The sequence below is a fragment of the Arsukibacterium tuosuense genome (genome assembly GCF_900215315.1).
GTDB lineage: Bacteria > Pseudomonadota > Gammaproteobacteria > Enterobacterales > Alteromonadaceae > Alishewanella > Alishewanella tuosuense.
In genome coordinates this window covers 19,755-41,289 of sequence record NZ_OBEB01000008.1, presented here as the reverse complement: position 1 = coordinate 41,289, position 21,535 = coordinate 19,755, and the positions used below count along the sequence as shown (strand labels likewise).

Annotated in this window: 15 protein-coding genes and 1 tRNA gene; 3 read left to right on the top strand and 13 right to left on the bottom strand. The window is 50.9% G+C overall.

Annotation, left to right across the window (positions count from 1 at the left end):
- Positions 1-49: 49 nt before the first annotated feature.
- The 3 genes from CRO03_RS15585 to CRO03_RS15575 all read right to left on the bottom strand — a co-directional run bounded on the left by CRO03_RS15585 (position 50) and on the right by CRO03_RS15575 (position 2,906).
- Positions 50-2,020, bottom strand: coding sequence for a DUF2779 domain-containing protein (locus CRO03_RS15585; protein WP_097112568.1), 1,971 nt, complete (start codon positions 2,018-2,020; stop codon positions 50-52).
- 147 nt (positions 2,021-2,167) lie between these two features.
- On the bottom strand, positions 2,168-2,515 hold the full coding sequence (locus tag CRO03_RS15580) for a hypothetical protein (RefSeq protein WP_097112567.1): 348 nt from the start codon (positions 2,513-2,515) through the stop codon (positions 2,168-2,170).
- Positions 2,516-2,829: 314 nt separating this feature from the next.
- A tRNA-Arg gene (locus CRO03_RS15575) sits at positions 2,830-2,906 on the bottom strand.
- Positions 2,907-3,068: 162 nt separating this feature from the next.
- Here CRO03_RS15575 and CRO03_RS15570 point away from each other — a divergent pair.
- On the top strand, positions 3,069-4,988 hold the full coding sequence (locus tag CRO03_RS15570; RefSeq protein WP_097112566.1) for an ATP-binding protein: 1,920 nt from the start codon (positions 3,069-3,071) through the stop codon (positions 4,986-4,988).
- A 168-nt stretch (positions 4,989-5,156) separates the two neighbouring features.
- Entirely contained in the window at positions 5,157-7,325 is a 2,169-nt protein-coding gene (locus CRO03_RS15565) for a M3 family metallopeptidase (RefSeq protein ID WP_097112565.1), read from the top strand.
- Positions 7,326-7,504: 179 nt separating this feature from the next.
- On the opposite strand, the gene pmbA is transcribed toward CRO03_RS15565, so the two are convergent.
- Positions 7,505-8,851 carry a metalloprotease PmbA gene (gene pmbA / locus CRO03_RS15560; RefSeq protein WP_097112717.1) on the bottom strand — a complete coding sequence of 449 codons (1,347 nt, stop codon included), beginning with the start codon at positions 8,849-8,851 and terminating at the stop codon, positions 7,505-7,507.
- A 118-nt stretch (positions 8,852-8,969) separates the two neighbouring features.
- On the opposite strand from pmbA, the gene yjgA reads away from it, so the two are divergent.
- Complete coding sequence (yjgA, locus tag CRO03_RS15555) at positions 8,970-9,509, top strand: ribosome biogenesis factor YjgA (RefSeq protein ID WP_097112564.1); 540 nt, start codon at positions 8,970-8,972, stop codon at positions 9,507-9,509.
- A 205-nt stretch (positions 9,510-9,714) separates the two neighbouring features.
- On the opposite strand, the gene CRO03_RS15550 is transcribed toward yjgA, so the two are convergent.
- The 9 genes from CRO03_RS15550 to CRO03_RS15510 all read right to left on the bottom strand — a co-directional run bounded on the left by CRO03_RS15550 (position 9,715) and on the right by CRO03_RS15510 (position 21,418).
- Positions 9,715-10,710, bottom strand: a complete 996-nt coding sequence (locus CRO03_RS15550) for a branched-chain amino acid aminotransferase (RefSeq protein ID WP_097112563.1) — start codon at positions 10,708-10,710, stop codon at positions 9,715-9,717.
- 29 nt (positions 10,711-10,739) lie between these two features.
- A complete protein-coding gene (tldD, locus tag CRO03_RS15545) occupies positions 10,740-12,179 on the bottom strand; it encodes a metalloprotease TldD (protein WP_097112562.1) in 1,440 nt (479 codons plus the stop codon).
- Positions 12,179-13,012: a carbon-nitrogen hydrolase family protein gene (locus tag CRO03_RS15540; RefSeq protein WP_097112561.1), complete on the bottom strand. Its 834-nt coding sequence runs from the start codon at positions 13,010-13,012 to the stop codon at positions 12,179-12,181. Before CRO03_RS15540 ends, tldD begins: the two co-directional genes overlap by 1 nt.
- Complete coding sequence (locus CRO03_RS15535) at positions 13,002-16,901, bottom strand: YhdP family protein (RefSeq protein ID WP_097112560.1); 3,900 nt, start codon at positions 16,899-16,901, stop codon at positions 13,002-13,004. The genes CRO03_RS15540 and CRO03_RS15535 overlap by 11 nt, the downstream gene beginning before the upstream one ends.
- The gene (gene rng, locus CRO03_RS15530) at positions 16,901-18,367 is read right to left on the bottom strand and encodes a ribonuclease G (RefSeq protein ID WP_097112559.1); all 1,467 of its coding nucleotides are present in this window, start codon (positions 18,365-18,367) and stop codon (positions 16,901-16,903) included. Before rng ends, CRO03_RS15535 begins: the two co-directional genes overlap by 1 nt.
- Positions 18,364-18,936 carry a Maf family protein gene (locus CRO03_RS15525; protein WP_097112558.1) on the bottom strand — a complete coding sequence of 191 codons (573 nt, stop codon included), beginning with the start codon at positions 18,934-18,936 and terminating at the stop codon, positions 18,364-18,366. Before CRO03_RS15525 ends, rng begins: the two co-directional genes overlap by 4 nt.
- A gap of 32 nt (positions 18,937-18,968) precedes the next feature.
- Entirely contained in the window at positions 18,969-19,451 is a 483-nt protein-coding gene (mreD, locus tag CRO03_RS15520; RefSeq protein ID WP_097112557.1) for a rod shape-determining protein MreD, read from the bottom strand.
- Complete coding sequence (gene mreC / locus CRO03_RS15515) at positions 19,451-20,308, bottom strand: rod shape-determining protein MreC (RefSeq protein WP_097112556.1); 858 nt, start codon at positions 20,306-20,308, stop codon at positions 19,451-19,453. The genes mreD and mreC overlap by 1 nt, the downstream gene beginning before the upstream one ends.
- Before the next feature lie 66 nt (positions 20,309-20,374).
- Positions 20,375-21,418 (bottom strand): rod shape-determining protein, encoded by a 1,044-nt coding sequence (locus CRO03_RS15510; RefSeq protein ID WP_019677307.1) that lies wholly within the window; start codon positions 21,416-21,418, stop codon positions 20,375-20,377.
- Positions 21,419-21,535 lie beyond the last annotated feature (117 nt).

The following is a 21,535-nucleotide window of genomic DNA, read 5'->3' as shown; positions in this document are numbered from 1 at the left end:
CTAGCAACCACAAGCTTCAAAATTTGAAGACAAAAATATACTTTTATTGTCAGTGATTTAACATATCCATCCAGCCCTGGTAAATCATCACCATCGCCAATGTATCCAGTTCACAGTATTTAAGCAGTGCAGCTTCAAGCTCGGCCCTTTCATAATCGGACATTTGGGTAAATTGTAATTTCCCATAGGCACTCAGTGCCATACCGCCGTTATTCAGCTCGTCTACTTCACTAAGTAACTCAATGTCATGCTCACTAGCATCATTGAATAGTCTGGGCAGTTGCTTGTAAGGATCGACAGCTTGATCATTTTCAATTTTCAGCCAGGTATGCGCTTTAAAATTCAGGCTTGGCATCTGCGCAGTGCCGTAGACGGGAGCGCTGTAGAGCTCCTTCAAAAAGGCAGACCTGTTCAACATAGCGGGCAACACCGCTTTGATAGAATTAGAGCCGCCAGTCGCAGGGTCATAATAATAGCCTTTTACCAGTTCCAGTAAATCGACCATCAGCCGATCGCCGCGCCAGCCCGGGGTGTGATCCTTACCCGATTGGGTAATGGTTTTTATAAAGGCGATAAGCTGATCTTTGTCGGGCTCTGACGATTTTTTTAGCTGCTCGGCAATATGATTTAACACGGTATTTTCGTGATTGGAATAGCGGAAAATAGTACCGTCATCGTTCTGCAGTGCCAGCTTTAATGCCCGGACAAAGCTAAAGTTTGGAAAGCTGCCGGGGGCCACGTTTAAAAACTGCGTGCTGTGTTCAACCCTGCCATCCTGATGCATAACATGATGCGAAAACTGAAAGGCTATCGTTTCATATGGCACCATGCCTTTGAAGTAAGGCAGTGCTGCGGTGCAGGTTTCAAAGTCGATAAAATGAAGCGGATAGCGAAAACGGCTTATTTCGCACTGTAAACCGACTTTATCCAGAAAAGCCGAGTCATCTTTATCCTTCACTTTTGCTATTTGTAACCATTGCCTGGCTGTTGTAGACAATGGCGTATGAAAACTGCCGTCAAAACCGATGTCATCAGGCTCAATCTGTTTAAGCTTAATCAGGCCATCATTGATAAAATCGGCAGTTTTTCGAAAGTTCCATAACGACAATACCGTTGGCTCCTGAAAATCAGCTTCGCGCCAATTTAATTGTTGCTGCCAGCACTCGGCAAAACCACTCTTCAGGCCTTTGCTCTGGTCGGCCGCGTTGCATTTAAACTCACAACTCTTACATGATGTACTGAGGCGACTCGCCTGCCGTGAATCATCACTGTAGGTTTTACTAAGAAACTCTACACTTTCGTGAAAAGTAGCTAACGGCAAATCTTGTGAGGTATTGCCGCTTAGGATCGAATTAACAACATCGTCAACATTGATTTTGACTAAGACAGGTACTGCTAAATCTGCATCGGTCAGGGTTTGCATAACCTTAACACCGCGACGTGAACGCTCGTCCCGCACCAACAGAAACTTTTGATTTAGACCATCCGTCTGACATGCTGCCTTTTTATCTGCCAGCATCAGATAAGACGACACGCTATAGTCAGGAAATGCTGCTAACGCGACATATTTCTGAAAGGCGATATCATACAAATAAGGCTTCCAACGGCTATCGGGTTTACCCGATCTATTCCGGAAGTCACCATCTTTGCCTGCACTATAAGACTTGGCTTTAACTTCAATTAACTGCAGCGCCCCGGGGCGTTTGATAAGTACATCAACCCGAACTAATAAATTGTTGTGACTGATTGCTGCTTCGTAAATGATGACGTCATCACGGGCTAATAGCGCCTGTGTTTGTGCTAAGGCGTCAGCTGCATTAAGCGTACTTACTTCAACCCCGCCAGGAAAATACTGCTTCGCCAGCTCGCCGACTTGATGGCCACCGTCAGCCAAAGCCTGCAAGAAAGCATCTTCCAGACTTTGGTTAGCATACTCAGGCTTACCGGTATAAAAGAGTTTAGTAGGACACTCTAGCGCCAGCTTAAAACGTGATTTAGTAAGGTATCTTGCTGCTGTCATAACCCACTACACTCCATAATTTATCGAGTAATGACGGCTATTATTTAGCAGTTTCTAAAATCTGACCATACTGTTTAATTACTCAGTGTACGTTTTTCAGGCAGATAAAGAGGAATTCAATGGTGCGCTCTGCGCTTCTGACAACGCTTAACTGGCATTCTTATAAGCTAATAACGATTTACTATCATCGCTTAACCACTCAACACCTAACTGGCCGGCATTAAGTAGTAAGCGACCTTGCCGGTTTGGCCGAATACGCTTTTGCTTGCGCTGTTCCACCAGGTTATCGAGCAGTTCTAAAATGGCGCCTTTTACACCTGACTGTTTCAGCATGACGTTATCAGCTTCGGTTAAGTGCCAAGCGGTAGCTGTTAACATAGGCGAATCAGCTTCAGCTACAAAGGTGATGCTGCCAATAAGCTTTTGTAATTGAGGGTAGTTATGACGCAGTGCTTCCAGGCTCTGCTTTTCAAGTTGGATGACATCATTATCCATAGCGTATCTCCTTAGGCTTTGTTTCAGTGTAGCCAAATTATTTGCTATAAACAGCTCTGAACAGTGCGGATATTTCTGATATGTACGCTAAGGGTACGGGTGGCAGACTTCATATTTATGTCAAAAAGGCTTCACATCATTCCGACATGAACTGGTTACCCAATTTATAGAGCAGAGGTCATATTGCGGCAGGTATTACGAAGTGATTTTCTCAGGCTGGCACAAACATGGCACAAACATGGCACAAACATGGCACAATTGTGGCACATTAAACAAAAAAACCACTTAGCTTTCGCGTAAGTGGTTGATTGTATTGGTGCACCCGAGAGGATTCGAACCTCTGACCTCTGCCTCCGGAGGGCAGCGCTCTATCCAGCTGAGCTACGGGTGCAACCTTCGCACCTTGGTGCGAGCGCGCATTATAGACAGGCTTTTGCTGTAAGTCTATTACCTGGCAGTGCGTTTTTTAGGCAAACAGTTTAATAAGCGGTGATTGCGTCGCTGCCGGTGACAGGCTAGAGTAGCTTTATTGTGGTTAAGGAACCTTTGTTGAATGAGTGGTTTTTTTAGCGCGTTGCGCTATTGGCACTGGTTATTGTTAGTAGTACTGGCCGCTGTGGCCTTAATGGCTATAGAAACATTAGTAAAACACGAGCAACAACTTAACCGCAGTCAACAGCTTCGGCATGAAGTGGCCAGTGCCGGCCAGCTGAAAGCGATGCTGGAAGCGGAGTTAAACCTTCCCCTGTATTTAACCGTGGGTCTGGCGTCTTATGTGAAAGCCAGTGGCGGCAAGGTAGATAAAGCCGAACTGGATATTTTACTGCCCGGCCTGGTGCAGCAAGCTAAACATATCCGCAATATTGGCGTGGCCCCGGGTAACCGGCTGCAATATATTTACCCGCTGGCCGGCAATGAACGGGCATTAAACTTATATTACCCTGACTTACCCGACCAATGGCCGGTAGTTGCGGAAACAATTCAAAGCGGTCAGGCCCGTTTAATTGGCCCGGTGCGTTTAGTGCAGGGTGGCCAGGCCTTTATTTATCGCCTGCCTGTTTTTATTCCCGACGATACTTACTGGGGTATTTTAAGCACAGTAATTAATATTGAAACCATCTGGTCACTTCTGGCTGCCAGTGCAGCAGAGCAAAATGTGACGATAGCACTTCGCGCTAAAACCCCGGGTCAGAATGAATATGGCAACAGCTTTTTTGGTGAGCCGCGGTTATTTTACGACGACAGCCTGTTGCTGAACCTGGCTATTCGTGGCGCTGACTGGCAAATGGCGATAAGAGCAACAGAACCCGTAATAGATAGAAGTATCTGGTTCCGCTCAGCATTATACTTGGCCACCTTATGTTTACTGACGTTATTTGCGTGGCTGTTTTACTCCAGGCAGCAATTGCGCCAAACCGCCAGTGAACTGAGCAAAAATGAAAGTTATTTGCGGGCCGTAACCGATAATGTGCTGGACGCCATTATTGTGACCAATGAGCAAGGTATTATTGAAGACGCCAACTTATCCTGCTATCGGTTGTTTGACTACCCGCCAGGCAGCTTGCGCGGCCTGCATTGGTCAATGTTGCTGGCCACTACTGAAAGTATTGAAGCGATATACAGTGCGACCTCTGAGCCTGAACAGGAATTTGAAGGCAGTGGCTTACGCCAGGATAGTAGTCAGTTTGAGTTGTCGTTATCACGCACCCGGTTAGTGCTGGGTCAGCAGCACCACCAATTGCTGTTAATTCGTGATATTACCGGGCGCAAGCGGATTGAAAAGCTGAAAAATGATTTTGTAGCAACCGTCAGTCACGAACTACGCACCCCGCTTACTGCCATTAACGGTGCATTAGGCCTGGCAATAGGCGGAGCCCTAGGCGACTTAAACCGCTCAGCGCAAAAAATGTTAACCATGGCACACAGCAGCTGTGGCCAGTTAAATCAGCTGATTAACGATTTACTGGATACCGAGCGGCTGGCCAGCGGTAAAATGCGGTTTGATATTAAAGCGGTGGCGGTGATTCCCTTGCTGGAGCAAAGTATTACCCAGATTGCCGCCATGCAGCATAAACAGCAGTTGGTGATAAGCTGCGATGAAGACAAAACTTACAAAGTGTTGGCAGATAAAGGCCGGTTAAGCCAGGTATGTCTGAATCTCTTGTCTAACGCAGTAAAATTCTCGCCCGTTGACAGCACCGTAGAGATTAGAATTTCAGAGCATAACCAGATGATCCGGGTCAGCGTTATCGATCAGGGTGTTGGCGTGGCCGGTGAGTTCTTACCGCAACTGTTTCAACGGTTTGCTCAGGCCGATAACCAGGATAGCCGGCAGCACAGTGGCACCGGTTTGGGTCTGGCGATCAGTAAGGCGCTGATTGAGCAAATGGCGGGCCAGATTGGCTATCAGCGTTATCAGGCCGGCAGCTGTTTTTACTTCGAGTTGCCCGCTGCCACGTCTGGAGCTGGCTAAAAGTTGCACTTGGCCGGTTTTTATCTTAATTTGCTTACCATTGGCTGCAAAGCCCGGCATTTTACTGCCATTTTTGGCATACTGCATCAGCTACAGCTCACCTTGTCTGGTGCAGCTGATAATAATGACTAGCGGCCTAAGCCGCAATCACGCCACGGAGACATAACAATGCGTAAAACATTACTCGCTACTGCGATGGGTGCCATTTTTGCTCTGAGCGCCTGCTCAGACAATACTGCCCCAACTCAGACAGAAACCACGCCCTCAGCCGTTGAGAATAACGAAGTGACCAGCACCAACCCGTTTTTTCAGCAAAGCAGCCTGCAATATCAGGCGCCTGATTTTACCGCCATTAAAGACGACCACTTTCTGCCAGCATTTGAAGAAGGCATGAAGCTAAACATGGCTGAAGTTGAAGCCATTGCCAATAACCCGGAACAGCCGACTTTTGAAAACACGCTGGTCGCGCTGGAGAAAAGCGGTGAGATGCTAACCCGGGTAGCCCGGGTATTTTATAACCTGACCGGTACCGACAGCAACGAGCAACGCCGCAAAATTCAGTCTGAGCTGGCACCAAAAATGGCCGCCCACTCTGATAACATTACCTTAAATCCGGCATTATTCGCCCGGATTAAAACCATTTATGATAACCGTAACGATTTAGAACTGGATGCCGAAGGCGTGCGTCTGGCCGAAGTCTACTACGAGCGCTTTGTCAGGGCCGGTGCCGAGCTAACCGAAGAGCAAAAAACGGCTATTCGCGCATTAAACGAAGAACATTCCACCCTGACCAATCAGTTTTCCCAGAACCAACTGGCTGAAACAAAAAATATTGCGGTGGTAGTTGATAGTAAAGAAGAACTAGCCGGCTTGTCTGACAGCCAGATCACCGCAGCCGCCGAGGCAGCCAAAGCTGCCGGCCATGAAGGCAAGTATCTGCTGAGCATTACTAACACCACCCGCCAGCCGGTGTTAAGCCAGCTGGATAATCGCGAGCTGCGTAAGCGGGTGTGGGAAGCGTCGGCTTACCGGGGCACCAGCGGCGAATTTGACAGTACCCCTATCGTCAGCCGCTTAGCACAGCTGCGGGCAGAGCGCGCTAAATTACTGGGCTACCCTAACTGGGCGACTTATGGCCTGGAAGCGCAAATGGCAAAAACACCGGAAGCGGTATTCGACATGCTGGGTAGTATGGTGCCGGCGGTAGTGGAAAACACCGAGAAAGAGCTGGCTGACATTAATGCCATGATCAAGCAACAAGGCGGCGAGTTCGAAGCCGAGCCATGGGACTGGGAATACTATGCGGAGCTGGTCCGTCAGGCTAAATATGATTTAGACGAAGACGAAGTTAAGCAGTACTTTGAGTTTAACCGGGTACTGGAAGATGGTGTTTTTTATACCTTAAACCGTTTCTACGGTATTCGGTTTGAGCCGCGGCCAGATTTGCCGGTATACCACCCGGACGTGAAAGCTTATGAAGTATTTGATGCCGACGGCAGCAGCCTGGCCATTTTCTATGCCGATTACTTTGCCCGTGACGGCAAACGTGGTGGCGCCTGGATGAGCTCGTTTGTTGGCCAGTCACACCTGCTAGGCACCAAGCCAGTGGTTGTCAATGTGATGAACATTCCAAAAGCACCAGAAGGCAACCCGACGTTAATCAGCTATGACCATACCACCACCATTTTCCATGAACTGGGCCATGGTATTCACGGTATGTTCTCTGATGTTAAGTACCCGACCTTAGCCGGTACCTCAGTATCGCGTGACTTTGTTGAGTTCCCGTCTACTTTTGAAGAAGACTGGGCCCAGCACCCTGAAGTATTAGCAAACTACGCCAAGCATTATGAAACCGGCGAGCCAATTCCAAAGGAATTACTGGATAAAGTATTGCGTTCACGCAGCTTTAACCAGGGTTACGATACTTTAGAGTATATGTCAGCTGCGCTGCTGGACATGGAATGGCACTCACTGTCAGCCGATGAGCCACTGCAGGATGTCAGCGCGTTTGAAGCGGCCGCCCTGAAAAAACACGGTGTAGATTTACCAGCGGTACCACCACGCTATAAGTCGCCGTTTTTCTCCCACTCTATGGGTGGCGGTTATTCAGCTGGTTACTATGCCTACATGTGGAGTGAAATTCTGGCAGCCGATGCCTTTGCCTATGTGCAGTCTCGGGGTGGTTTAACCCGCGAGAATGGTGATCACTACCGCAAAAACATCCTGGAAGTGGGTAACTCACGCCCTACCATGGAATCGTATAAAGCGTTCCGTGGCCAGGAGCCAACCACTGATGCGCTGTTAATCCGCCGCGGTTTAAAAACCAAAGTGGATTAATTACCGAGATGTGTCGAACCGATTTGCTTACGTCAACACGCCGTTAACCCATCCCTGGGGGCTCGATTCGGCCCTCCAGGCCTGCAACGGTTGACTTAAAGCAATTCGATTCTCATATCAGATTCTACAAAAAAGCCCGGCAGATGACGCCGGGCTTTGCTTTTTTGCGCAGTAATAACTTAACTGCCTGCCACCTGCATCTGGCTGATCAGCACTGAGCCAGTCAGCACCCCGCCACGGCGGTCTACGTCATTACCCACAGCCGCAATATTCATAAACATATCAGCCAGATTACCGGCAATGGTTACCTCCGCTACCGGGAACTGAATTTCGCCATTTTCAACCCAGAAGCCGCTGGCACCACGCGAGTAATCGCCGGTAACGGTATTAACCCCCTGGCCCATCAGTTCGGTTACCAGCAAGCCTTTGCCCATTTGCCGGCACAACGCCGCTAAATCGTCATTGCCGTGGCTGATCAGCCAGTTATGAATACCACCAGCATGGCCGGTACTGGCCATGCCTAATTTACGGGCGGAATAACTGGTGGTTAAGTAGGTGTTTAACACGCCGTTTTCAATCACCGCTAAATCGCGGGTTTTAACGCCCTCGGCATCGAACGGGCTGGACGCTAACGCCTGAGTTAGATGCGGTTGTTCCTGAACAGTGACGCCGGCGGCCATTACCTGCTTACCCACTTTATCCAGCAAGAAGCTGGATTTACGATAAATACTGCCACCGCTGATCGCCGACACCAGATGGCCAAACAGGCTGCTGGCAATATCGGCCCGGAAAATAACCGGTACTTTCTGGGTCGGTAGCTGGCGCGCACCTAAGCGGGCCACGGTTTCCAGCGCCGCTTCGCGGCCAATCTGTTTCGGGTCAAGTAATTTGCTGTACTGGCGGGCGACGGTAAAGCTGTAGTCGCGCTGCATATCATCGTCCTGCTCGCCAATCATTACACAGCTGAAGCTGTGGCGCGAGCTGGGATAACCCACCAGCTGGCCATGGCTGTTGCCATATACTTTTAAACCCTGATGCGATGAAAAAGAGGCGCCTTCAGAGTTGGTGATCCGTTTATCGGTAGCGAAAGCGGCTTCTTCTGCGCCGGCGCACAAGCTGATAGCCAGCTCGGTGCTGATGCTGTCAGGGTAGAATAAATCTAAATCGGGTGGGCTGAATTCCAGCCAGCTTGCCTCCGCCACGCCGGCGTGCGGATCTTCTGAGGTATAGCGGGCTATATCAGCTGCGGCGGCAACCGCACGCTCCAGCGCCTGCGGGCTTAAGTCAGCCGTAGAAGCCGAGCCTTTTCGCTGGCCAAAATATAAACTGATGCCCAGGCCACCGTCCTGATTAAACTCAACCGTTTCCACCTCGCCATGGCGGGTTTCCACACTTAAACCACGGGTACGGCTCATTGAGGCTTCAGCACTGCTGGCGCCTAACTCTTTAGCACGGGCCAGTACTGCACTGACCGCATCTTTGACTTCGGCGATTTCCTGCCAGACGTTTTGTTCTGTTGCTTGCATATTCACTCTTGCTGATCGGGCTATTTGTGCCAAGCTTACCATAGACTGCTTAAGGCTGCTGCCAGCAGGCATAAGTTTAGTGTTATACTTGGCACAAATCTGCTAATGAAGAAGCACCATGACCGAAACCGAATTTAAGTATGGCGACAGCAAATGGCTGGACCAGCCAGACCATATCAGCAAAAGCCAGATAAAACGTGAGATGCATGCGCTGCAAGCACTGGGCGAAGAGCTGGTGGCGCTGAGTCCGGCCGCCCGCGCTAAAGTGCCGTTGGATGAAGAATTAGTCGACGCGCTGGAGCTGGCCGACAAGCTGGCGAAAAAACGCGAAGCGCTGCGCCGGCATATCCAGTTTATTGGCCGCTTAATGCGCACCCGCGATGTCGAGCAAATTGAGCAGGCGCTGGCAGTAATGCGTAACACTAAGCAGGCTGCTGACAAGCAGTTTCATCGAGTGGAAAAATGGCGGGAAAAGCTGCTGACTAACGATGATGCCTTAACTGAGTTTGTGGCAGCCTATCCGGATATTGAAATTCAGCAACTGCGTTTGTTAATCCGCCAGGCTAAAAAAGAGCAGGAAAAAGAACAACCACCTAAAGCCTACCGTGAGCTGTTTCAGTTGATCCGACCGGTGATTATGGATGGCGAGAACGGTTAGTCTGTTAGCTGCCATCGGTTTGCCCACACTAACACGCCGTGAACCCATCCCTGGGGGCTCGTTTATAAACTTCATCCATGAAGTTTACCCTGACGGGCCAGCTGAGCTGTTCAAATGCGTTCCAGGCGCATTTGTCCGCCCGTCCAGGGCTTCAACGGTTAGTTTAGGGCAAACCGACTCCGCTTAAATAGTCGATTATCCAGTCTTAAATACGGGTTAACCAGCCATGCTTATCGGAAGCTTTGCCCCACTGAATATCATTCAGCGCCTGGCGTAGTTTTAACGTCGCCGGGCCGGCTTCGCCACTACCCACTTTATGCTCGACACCATCAGCAATTAAAGTACCTACCGGCGTTAATACTGCGGCGGTGCCTGACAGGGCCGCCTCAGTACCCGGTTTGGCCGCACGCTCTAACAGTTCAGCTACGCTTAGTTCGCGCTCTGACACTATCATGCCCATGTCGCGGGCTAACGTCAGTACTGAATCGCGGGTTACGCCGTGCAGGAAGCTGCTATCGAGGGCCTTGGTAATAATTTCATTGCCGTCAATCAGTAAAAAGTTAGCAGCGCCGGTTTCCTGAACATCGCCACCCGGGCAGAACAACACCTGATCGGCCTGGACGCTGGCCCGGGCTTTTAATATCGGTTGCAACGCACTGGCGTAGTTACCACCGCTTTTTACCATGCCCATATGCGCCGCACAGCGGGCGCCGTTTTGTTCCAGTAACAGCCGTAAGGGCTTGCTGCCACCGGCAAAGTAATCCCCAACCGGCGATAACAGCACATACAGCATGGAAGTGGCTGTTGGTGCAGCGGCTTTACCGATAGCGGCCTCAGTACCAATATGGGTTGGCCGGATATACATCGAGCCCGGTGGCTCGGGCACATCGCTGGCGTACTGGCGGACGATATCAATAATCATCTGGCTTAAGGTCGCAGCGTCAGGCTGGGGTAACGATAATAACTCGCTACTCTGAATTAACCGGGCGACGTTTTTTTCCATCCGGAATAAGTTTATCGAGCCATCGCTGTGTTTAAAGGCTTTTAAGCCTTCAAAACAGGTGCTGGCATAGTGCAGCACATGTGCACCCGGGTGCAGGCTGATACTGTCGGCCGGGACAATCTGCGGGGTGCTCCAGGCGCCCTGTTCAAAACGGGTTAATGCCATCTGTGGCATAAAAACACTACCAAATGCAGCCATTGTTGCTTCCTGTTGTTAATTTTTATCTGTTATTGAGTGCCGCCGACGGTCATGGCATCCAGTTTTAAGGTTGGCTGACCCACGCCTACCGGGACGCTCTGGCCCTGTTTACCACAAACGCCCACCCCGGTATCCAGCGCTAAGTCGTTACCGACCATCGACACCTGCTGCATTGCTGCCGGGCCACTACCAATTAAGGTTGCGCCTTTAATCGGGCTGGTGATTTTACCGTCTTCAATTAAATAGGCCTCTGAGGCCGAAAATACAAACTTACCTGAGGTAATATCTACCTGGCCACCACCAAAATTGGGGGCATAGATACCCTTTTTCACACTGGCAATAATTTCCGCCGGGTCATGCTCGCCGGCCAGCATATAGGTGTTAGTCATCCGTGGCATTGGCAAATGAGCGAACGACTCACGCCGGCCATTACCGGTCGGGTTAACACCCATTAGCATGGCATTATGTTTATCCTGAATATAGCCTTTCAGAATGCCTTTTTCGATAAGCACATTGTGCTGGCTTGGCACGCCTTCGTCATCGACATTGAGCGAACCACGCCGATGCGCTAAGGTGCCGTCATCGACTATGGTACAAAGCTTAGAGGCGACCTGCTGGCCCATTTTGCCGCTGAAAGTAGACGAGCCTTTACGGTTAAAGTCGCCCTCCAGGCCATGGCCAACTGCTTCGTGCAGCAGTACGCCGGGCCAGCCCGAGCCCAGCACCACCGGCATGGTACCGGCCGGTGCATCGATGGCGGTTAAGTTAACCTGAGCCATCCGCACCGCATCGCGGGCATATTGCTGCCAGCGTGGCTGGTCATTTACCAGCTCGCTGAAATACAAATAATCGGTACGACCACCGCCACCGGCGCTACCACGCTCGCGCCGGCCATCCTGCTCCAGCAGTACTGAGCAGTTTAAGCGGACCAGCGGCCGGATATCGGTAGCAAAGGTGCCATCGCTTGCCGCGACTAATACTTCTTCGTACACACCCGACAAGCTGACCATTACCTGCTCAGCCCGGCTATCAAGGGTGCGGATAAAGGCTTCAATCTGGTTTAACAGGGCGACCTTGTCGGTGTTGGTCATGCTTTGCAGCGGCTCGCATGGCAGGTAAATATTGCTGTTACCACTTTTGCTGAACGCTTTTACCCGGCCCTGCTGGCCATGGCTGGCAATGCCACGCGCCGCACCTGCAGCTTGTTGCAGTGCTGCAACACTAATGGTGTCGGCATAGGCAAAACCGGTTTTTTCACCGCTGATTGCCCGCACGCCAACACCACGCTCTATATTAAAAGAGCCATCTTTTACCAGGCCATCTTCCAGTACCCAGGATTCATGGATACTGGATTGGAAGTATAAATCGGCATAGTCGAGCTGATGGCCAAATAAATAGCCAAGGGTATGCTCCAGATCAGCCATGCTGAGATCGGAGGCGGTAATTAAATTCTGTTCAACTGCATTCATTATTTCAGCTCACTGTTAAAACGATTGTGCTGGTGGACCGGCATTTTCTGGCCGAGTTGCTGACACTGGTTGATATCGACCAACGCCGATACCCAGCCGGGGCCGGTGCCTGCGTCAGCGAGTACCTCGCCCCAGGGGTCGATAATCAGGCTGTGGCCATAGGTTTCGCGACCATTAGCATGCACGCCGGTTTGATTAGCCGCCAGCACAAAACACTGGTTTTCGATGGCCCGGGCTTTTAACAACGTGTGCCAGTGGGCCGCGCCGGTTGGCCGGGTAAAAGCCGACGGTACCGTTAACAGCTGCATACCTTTGGCGGCTAATGCCTGCATTAAACCGGGAAAGCGCACATCATAGCATATACTCAGCCCCAGTTTCAGATCAGGTAATTGGCATAGGCTGATCTTTTCACCCGGCAAGGTGGTGGCCGACTCACGGTAGCTGCCGGTGTTATCAGCCACATTGACGTCAAACAAATGCAGTTTCTGATAATCGGCCAGCAGTTCACCTGCGGGGCTGTATACCAGGCAGCTGGCTGCAAAGCGCTCAGGATTAAGGGTAGTGGTTGGCTGACTGCCGGCGACCAGATACACACCAAACTCTGTAGCCAGTTGCCGGCAAGCCTGCTGAATAACCCCTTCGCCGATAGCAGCCTGGTGGGCCAGCTGTAATTTGTCACCGCCACCAAATACCGCAAAACATTCCGGTAACAACACCAGATGTTGCGCTGCCTGTGGTAGTTGTTGCAGGTACTGTTTTACTGCAGCCAGGTTGGCCAAAGGCTCAGGGCCGCTGGTTAACTGGATTGCCGATAAGCGCCAGTTAGTCGCCACGGGGCTGTTGCTCCTCTAAGTCAATAACCGTCTCAGGCTGCGCTATCCGCACCGGTACCGGCACTTCAGTACTGTGGCGATTCACTTCGGTTACCACCGGCTGTTCAAAGGTACCGGTCACGGTAAAGTTAATTCGGGAGATCACCTCTGCCGACTGAAACACTTCGTCCAGCGCCAGGGCAGCCAGACCCGTTGCCGGGTTAACCATCCAGGCAATAATAACCGGTAAACTGGAGGTGACTTTAGGCGAAAATGACATTTGATAATCCAGCTCTGAATTAACCAGATCAGCATAGCCCTGAATAGCCAGATTACCGGGGACACCATCGATGGTGGTGTCACTGGTTTGCACTACGCCCTTGTGAATCGCCAGGTCACCGCTCATTTTGTTATAAAAGAAACCTTTGGAGAATACATCGCGAAAATCCAGCCGTAATTTGCGTACCAGCGAATCAAGGCTGAAAATAGAAAATAACCGGGCCCCCTGATCGCTCACTTCCGTTAAGGCCCCTTCGCCCAGGTTAAACTGTAACTGCCCATTCAGTTTTGCCAGCTCAAACTGAGTGGGTGCCGCCGGCCAGTTCAGCTTAAAGCTCATATCGGCCCGGCTGCCACTGATCCCGGTAGTCAATTGCAATTCGTTTAACAATGCTCCGAGATTGGGGCTTTGAAAACGACCACTCAGTTCGGTAACCCCTAACTGTTCATCAGGGAACCAGTTACCCTGCACAGCCAGTTCGTTGTCTTTGTAGCGGCTGTTAAATTCTGAAAGTTGCCAGTGGTCGTCCTGTCCGCTTGCGGCCAGCTCAAGTCGTCCAAACTGGTAGTTTCCCACTGAGCAATCGTTACATTTTACCGTTAACGGCGGCAGGGTCAGCAAACTGGCCTGCAGTTGCGGCAGTGCCTCGTCCGGTGTGGCCAAAGCAACAGCCTCGTCTGATGGGGTTTGCGCCACTGCCTGGTTTTGGCGGTTACCGGGTAACGGCAAATGCAGATAATCTATTTCAGCCCGCAGCCCCTGCTGCTGCCAGTCATGACTGAACGCCCAACGACTGGCTATTTCAGTACCATGCAACCGCAGGTGCCAGGCATCCTGCCCCGGCTCCAGTTCAAATACGGTATTAGTCAGGGCGCTACCCGCGACTAAGCCAAGTTTAGCTATCCGGCCCCGCACCCTGCTTAATGGCGGCATTAACCCGCTGTCGTCCTGGTCGCGATTAACCAACTGCTCACTAAGCAGCTGCTGCCACGGTAACAGTTCTGCATGCGCAACATCGACGTCAATGGTAAAGTGCGGCCCGTTAATACCGGCATTTTCCGGTCCCAGGCTCAGATTTGCCCGGCGCACCCGGGCATCGGTATGGTCAAGTTCGGCAGTGAAATACAGCTGATCAGCATAGTTCAGGCTGAGCAGCCCCTGCTGACTATTGCCCTCAGCGCCGATATTAAGCTTTGCCCTTGTTGCTGTCGCTTTTTGGTAGGGCGCTGGCAGCAGCAATGCGGTATTGGTTAAATCGGCACTAAGGGTTGAGTTATAGCTGAAGTCATCACTTTGTAATTGCAATGCTAATGCCAGTTGCCAGTCCAGCTCACCGCGCACTAATGCTGCCGCGTCGGGCCACAGTGCTTGCACCACATTACTGCTGCCATTGCTTGCCTCAGCAGCGAGGTTAAACTGGTAATAGTCGGCCTGCTGCTGGCCGTCGAGGCTGGCTGTTACCGGTAGCTCGCGCCAGTTAAATTTAAGATTTTCTGCATTTACGTCACTATCCCGGAAGCTTACCTCGCCCGTTAACTGGCGGATAGCAAGCTGCGGTGCGGTTAAATCCAGGCTCACCTTGTCAAGGGTGATAGTGCCGCTGGCCTCAACTGCAGGCTGGCGCAAACCGAGCTGTAGCGCAATATCAGCCTGGGCGGCGCCGGTTGGTGCCAGTTGTCGTAATACTTTGCCTAAATTATCACGCAGCGGCGAGGCGTTAATCAACCCGGTTGCTTCACTTAACTGTAGTTCGCTGTCGATTTCAATAGTCAGGTATTCGGCATCAAGCAAATTGGCAATATCAGCCTTAACAACGCCCTGCAATGGGATACCGGCAATACTGGCACTGTCGGTGCTGATTTGCATTGCTGCATTTTCAAACCATAACCGGCTGTTAAGTTGTTCTAACGAAGGCCACTGCGGATTAAACTGAAAGCTGGCGTCGTTAACCTTTGCCTCAACCTGGAATATGCCCTCAGCGTCAGCAAAAGGATACTGCGCAGGTTGCCCCTGCCATAACACCGCAGCCTGCTCCAGCTGGCCATCGATAATCGCATTGCTTAAATACTCTCTGGTTTTTTCTGGCAGGTAACGCAGTGGCAGATAGCGCCCCACCTCGCTGGCTCTGGCACCGGTTAATACCGCAAATAAGCTCAGCTCAGGCTGTTGTTGCATACTCCATTGCATACTACCAGTCAGGCTAAAATCGGCTGTGTCGAGTTGCAGTGACGGTAACTGAATTTGCCAGATACCCGCAGTATTTTTCCTGGCTAACAAACTTAACTGTAACTGCTGATAGGGGATAGGCGCACTGAACATACCGGGCCATTGCAACTCACTTTGCTGGCCGCTCAGGGTTAAGCCTGCCGCATGGGACGCGGCCCAGAATTTGCCGTCAAGGGCGTTTAAGCCCGGCAGCTCATTGCTGCTTGTTTTGCTTAAATTAGTTAGCTGGCCCTGCAGTTGCCAGTTATCCCGGCTTTGCAACTGCCACTGCGCCTGGTTCAGTTCACCCTGCAATTCAGTGGTGGTCAATCGTGCCAGCTGCGGTATTTCATCACTTAGCAACTGGCTCAGTGGGGCCAGAGCATCCAGTTTTAGTTGCTGCAACTGACCATGCCAGCCGACTGATTTTTTATGCAGCTGCACGGTCAGTTCAGGCCATAGCGCCTGACCGTCAGATAAGGCCAGAGGCCCGGAATAGAGCGACCAGCCATTTTCCGTTGGATACCACAACAACTGGCCTGGCCCCAGTTTCAACTGATGCGCCTGGCCCTGTCGTTGCCAGCTTAAACTGTTGTCAGCCAGTTCAATCTGGAATCGTTGTATTTCGCCCTTGTCGACCCGGCCCCAGGCCTGAAAGTTAATATCGGCTTGATCCAGACGGCCGGTTTGTGGCAACGACTGCTGAAACCACGGTAGTATGTCCAGCTCGCGGCTTTCCAGGAATATCTGACCAAATGCCTGATCTAAGCTCGGGCCGTATAAATCAATAATAAAAGATAAGGTGTTGCCAGTAATATCAGCTACTGCCAGCTCACCAATGCCCTGATGACGCTCACCCTCATTGCGCCAGTCCAGCTTATCAACTGAGATCACGATATCGTCGCTACCGTCAGCAGTTAACACCAGCTCACTGTCAAGCAAAGTAAAATGGTTTAACTGGCGAAAAAATAATTGTTCCAGGGCGTTAATCGCCGGTACAGCATCAAGGGGTTGATTAGTTTGCGGACGATTCAGTAAAGTACTGCTATCAATGGCATAGCGCAGCCCTCTGAGTTCGAAATGCTCGGCCCGCAATTGCAAACTGCGCAAACTTTGCCAGAAATCAAAATGGACCCGGGTTTGTTCAATACTCAGCTGCACACCCTGCTGTGGGCTACCCAGCTGCATTTGGTTCAGCACCATCGCCGGGCCAAGCTTTTGCCAGCCCGCGCTGATCTCCGCTATCTGAACCGGGGTGCCCAGCTGGTTGGCAAGCAGATTTTCCAGATGATGTTTATAACTGTCGGCATAGGGTAATGCCAGACGTAATACCGAAACCAGAGTAGCAAGCAGCACCAGACCTATGGCCAGCAATAGCCAGATTTTATGTAAACAATAAAAGCAGACCCGGGTTGCTTGTTGCACTACATCATCACCACATCAAATTGCTCCTGCGTGTACATCGGCTCACCATAAATAATTATTTGCTTGCCAATAAAAACCTGTAACTCCGCCAGGCTATGAAACTCGTCGGTAGTCAGGGCGTCTTTCACCACCGGCGACACGTAAACCGCAAATTTATCTGCGGCATAGGCCCGGTTTACCCGGACGATTTCCCGCAAAATTTCAAAACATACCGTCTCAACGGTTTTTAAGGTACCGCGGCCCTTACATACCGGACACTCAGAGCACAGAATATGTTCCAGGCTTTCCCGGGTTCTTTTCCGGGTCATCTCTACCAGGCCCAGGGCCGAGAAGCCATGAATATTGGTTTTTGCCCGATCACGGGACAAGGCTAACTCCAGGCTGTGATATACCCGTCGTTGATGCTCGGTACTCTGCATATCGATAAAATCGATAATAATAATACCGCCCAGATTACGTAACCGCAGCTGGCGGGCAATGGCCTGCGTCGCTTCGGTATTGGTATTAAATATAGTCTCTTCCAGATTACGATGGCCAACAAAAGCGCCGGTATTCACATCGATAGTGGTCATTGCCTCGGTCTGGTCAATAATCAGGTAGCCACCACTTTTCAGTGGCACTTTGCGCTCGAGCGCCCGCTGTATTTCATTTTCAACGTCAAACATATCGAAAATGGGCCGCTCACCGGGGTAATACTCCAGCAATGGCGAAATGTGCGGCATAAACTCTTCGCAAAAGGCAGTAAGTTGCTGAAAGGTAATTTTAGAATCGATACGAACCCGCTCCAGCTCGCTGCCGACAAAGTCACGCAAAATCCGGTAACACAGGGTAAGGTCTTCATAAACCACGCCTTCTTTGCGGGTTTTCTGCTTACGCTTTACAATTTTACTCCAGAGCTTTTTTAAAAATTTAGCGTCCTGTACCAACTCATCGGCGCCAGCCCCTTCGGCAGCAGTGCGGACAATAAAGCCACCACTGTCATCCAGACAATCACTGACAATATCTTTTAAGCGCTTACGCTCTGCTTCACTTTCCAGGCGCTGCGATACCCCGACATGGTTAGAGTCAGGCATAAACACCAGATAGCGTGATGGCAGGGTAATATCGGTAGTTAAACGGGCACCTTTGGTACCCAGCGGATCTTTTACCACCTGCACCAGTAAATGCTGGCCTTCACGCACCAGTACCCGGATGTCCTTACTGACGGCGGGTTTACTGTCCTGCTCGTTGCTTTCATTGTGCTGCACGATGTCAGAGGCATGCAAAAATGCCGCTTTATCCAGACCAATATCAACAAAGGCGGCCTGCATCCCGGGTAATACCCGGCTGACTTTACCGACATAAATATTGCCAACCAGTCCCAGTTTGGCCTGGCGTTCGATATGTAGCTCCTGTAGCACACCGTTTTCAATCAGCGCTACCCGGGTTTCGGTCGGCGTAACGTTTAACAGTAGTTCTGCACTCATGCCTGCTCCTGCCAGTTACGTAATAAAAGATCGGTTTCGCACAATGGCAAACCCACAACAGCGCTGTAGCTGCCACTGATATGGCTGACAAAGCGGCCACCCTGGCCCTGAATGCCATAGCCACCGGCCTTATCCAGGGGTTCGCCTGTTTGCCAGTAGGCGGTTATATCAGCCGCACTAAGCTCACGGAAACACACCTCGGTAATGACACAGCAGTCATCGGTGCGGTGCTGGCCAACCAGTGCCACTGCGGTCATTACCTGATGACAACGCCCTGACAACAATTGCATCATCCGGCTGAAGTCAGCCTGATCGACCGGCTTACCCAGAATATGTTGATCTACCACGACGATGGTATCTGCGCCCATTACCGGCACAGAAAATTTTATTTTTTCAGCGCCAGCCAGGGCCTTGGCGTTAGCCAGTCTGGCCACGTACACCTGCGGGCTTTCATTGCCCAGATGACGCTCATCGACATTGACCTGTACCAGGCTAAATGACACGGCAATTTGTTGCAGCAGCTCACGACGCCGGGGTGAAGCAGATGCAAGTGCAATTTCTGGATACATTATTTAGGATCTTAATCGTGTTGCAACGTAAATTATTGGATCTTAAACTGCCGGCGATAGCGCCTTAATAACCAGAATAGCCAGGGCCATACCAACATACCCGTTAACACCGGCCACAAATAAGCAGGTAAAAAGTACACTCCGGTTAAAAAGTGGCTGAGCCAGAACAGCAGTAAATGATACAACGCTAAAAACAGGCCTATCAGTAAGGCTTGCTGGATCACCGAAAAGTTCCGGATCTTTAGATGGTTAACCGCAACAATAAAGGTGACGACTGAAAATGCCAGCGCATTGACCCCTAACACGGTTCCGACCAGCACATCCGTTAAAAAGCCCAGCAAAAAAGCAGTAAGTATATTTACCCGCCCCGGCAACGCCATGGTCCAGTAAAGTACCACCAGTAATGCCCAGTCTGGCCGGAATAATTTTACCTGTTGTGGCATTGGCATAACCGTCAGCAGCAAGGCAATTAGCAAAGACAGATAAATAAACCCAAGCCCCCCGTTTCTGCGCATTAGTTTGGCTCCCCGGCATCCATTACATCTTCTAAGCGGGCACCTGGCCATAACAACAACACATGGCGAATTCTGTCCAGTTGCGCATAAGGTTTGGCGTAAACGGTCATAAAAGGCTGGCTTTCATCTTGCTGGACCCGGCTGACCTCGGCGACCGGATAACCCTCGGGAAATAAACCGTCCAGTCCCGAAGTAAGTAAGCGGTCGCCAACCCGGATATCGGCGCTTTGCGGTAAGTGAATCACCCGCAGCAGATCCCACTGGCCAAGACCCTCGGCCACCGTGCGGATACCGGTACGTTCGGCCCGGACTGAAATAGCATGCGTATTATCAGAAATAAGTAATGCCCGGCTACTGGTCGGCCCGACACTGACGATTTGGCCGACCACCCCTTTTTCATCAATTAACGGCTGATGCTCAGTCACACCGTCATTTTTGCCTTTATTTAACACCACCTGATGGCTGAAGGGATGGCTGTACACGGCCAGAATTTCAGCAACCAGGCGCTGGCCGTCGGTAAGCGGGGCAGAACCCAGCAGCGCCCGCAATTTAGTGTTTTCCTGCTGTAAATAGCCTAGCAACTGCAACTGGCCATTCTGGCGCAGCAGAGTTTCTTTCAAACGGGCATTTTCATCCAGCAGGCGCTGGTGAGACATAAATTGTTCGGTAGCACCAGAAAGCAGGGTTTCCGGTAAACTGGCAACATAAAACAGCGGACTGACCGCCGAGGTGAGAAAACTGCGAAGCTGGGTAGAGCGCTCAGTGTAGCGATCTACCACCATTAAGCCGACACTGCAAAGCACTGCAAGCAGCAGGCGTAGTCCTAACAACGGGCCCCGGCTGAAAATAGCGTTCATAACTTAACTATTACAGTAAGAGCCCAACTCGTAGCAAGAGCACTATCACTTTGGGTAAGCGTGCTGTCACTCATAACTGAATACATCACCGCCGTGCATATCAATCATCTCCAGGGCTTTGCCACCACCTCGGGCAACACAGGTAAGCGGATCATCAGCTACGACTACCGGAATACCGGTTTCTTCCATCAGCAAACGATCCAGGTCGCGTAGCAAGGCGCCACCACCGGTTAACACCATTCCACGCTCAGAAATATCTGAAGCCAGCTCTGGTGGTGCCTGTTCCAGCGCTACCATTACTGCGCTGACAATACCCGCCAGTGGCTCTTGCAATGCCTCAAGGATTTCATTACTGGTCATGGTGAAACTACGTGGCACACCTTCCGCCAGGTTGCGGCCGCGTACTTCAATTTCCAGCACATCATCACTTGGATAGGCTGAACCAATTTCCGTTTTAATGCGCTCGGCTGTCGCCTCACCAATTAAAATGCCGTAGTTACGGCGGATATAGTTAACAATGGCATCGTCAAACTTGTCACCACCAATTCGCACAGATGATGAATACACCACGCCATTTAAAGAAATAATTGCGACTTCAGTGGTACCGCCACCAATGTCGACCACCATAGAGCCGGTCGCTTCTGACACCGGTAAACCAGCACCAATTGCCGCAGCCATAGGCTCATCGATCAGATAAACCTCACGGGCACCTGCGCCTTGCGCCGACTCGCGAATAGCCCGGCGTTCAACCTGGGTGGAGCCACACGGCACACAAACCAGCACCCGTGGACTTGGCCGTAAAAAACTGTTGCTATGGGCCTGGCGGATAAAATGCTGTAACATTTTTTCAGTGACGTAGAAATCGGCGATAACGCCATCTTTCATCGGCCGGATAGCTTTAATATTGCCAGGCGTACGGCCGAGCATCCGTTTAGCCGCATGTCCGACTGCCGCGACACTCTTCGGGCCACCAGCCCGTTCCTGTCGAATGGCCACTACTGACGGTTCGTTCAGCACTATGCCCTGATCTTTTACGTAAATCAGAGTATTAGCCGTACCTAAATCGATTGATAAGTCGTTTGAAAAGAGGCCACGCAATTTATTAAACATGTAGACGCCAGATCCTATTAACAAGTACTCCGCAAGCAGGGGCACCATTGGCGGGCACACTGCAACATTAACATCGGAGTTAAAATCAGTTACTCAGGCTATTCTAAGTAAGTCTAT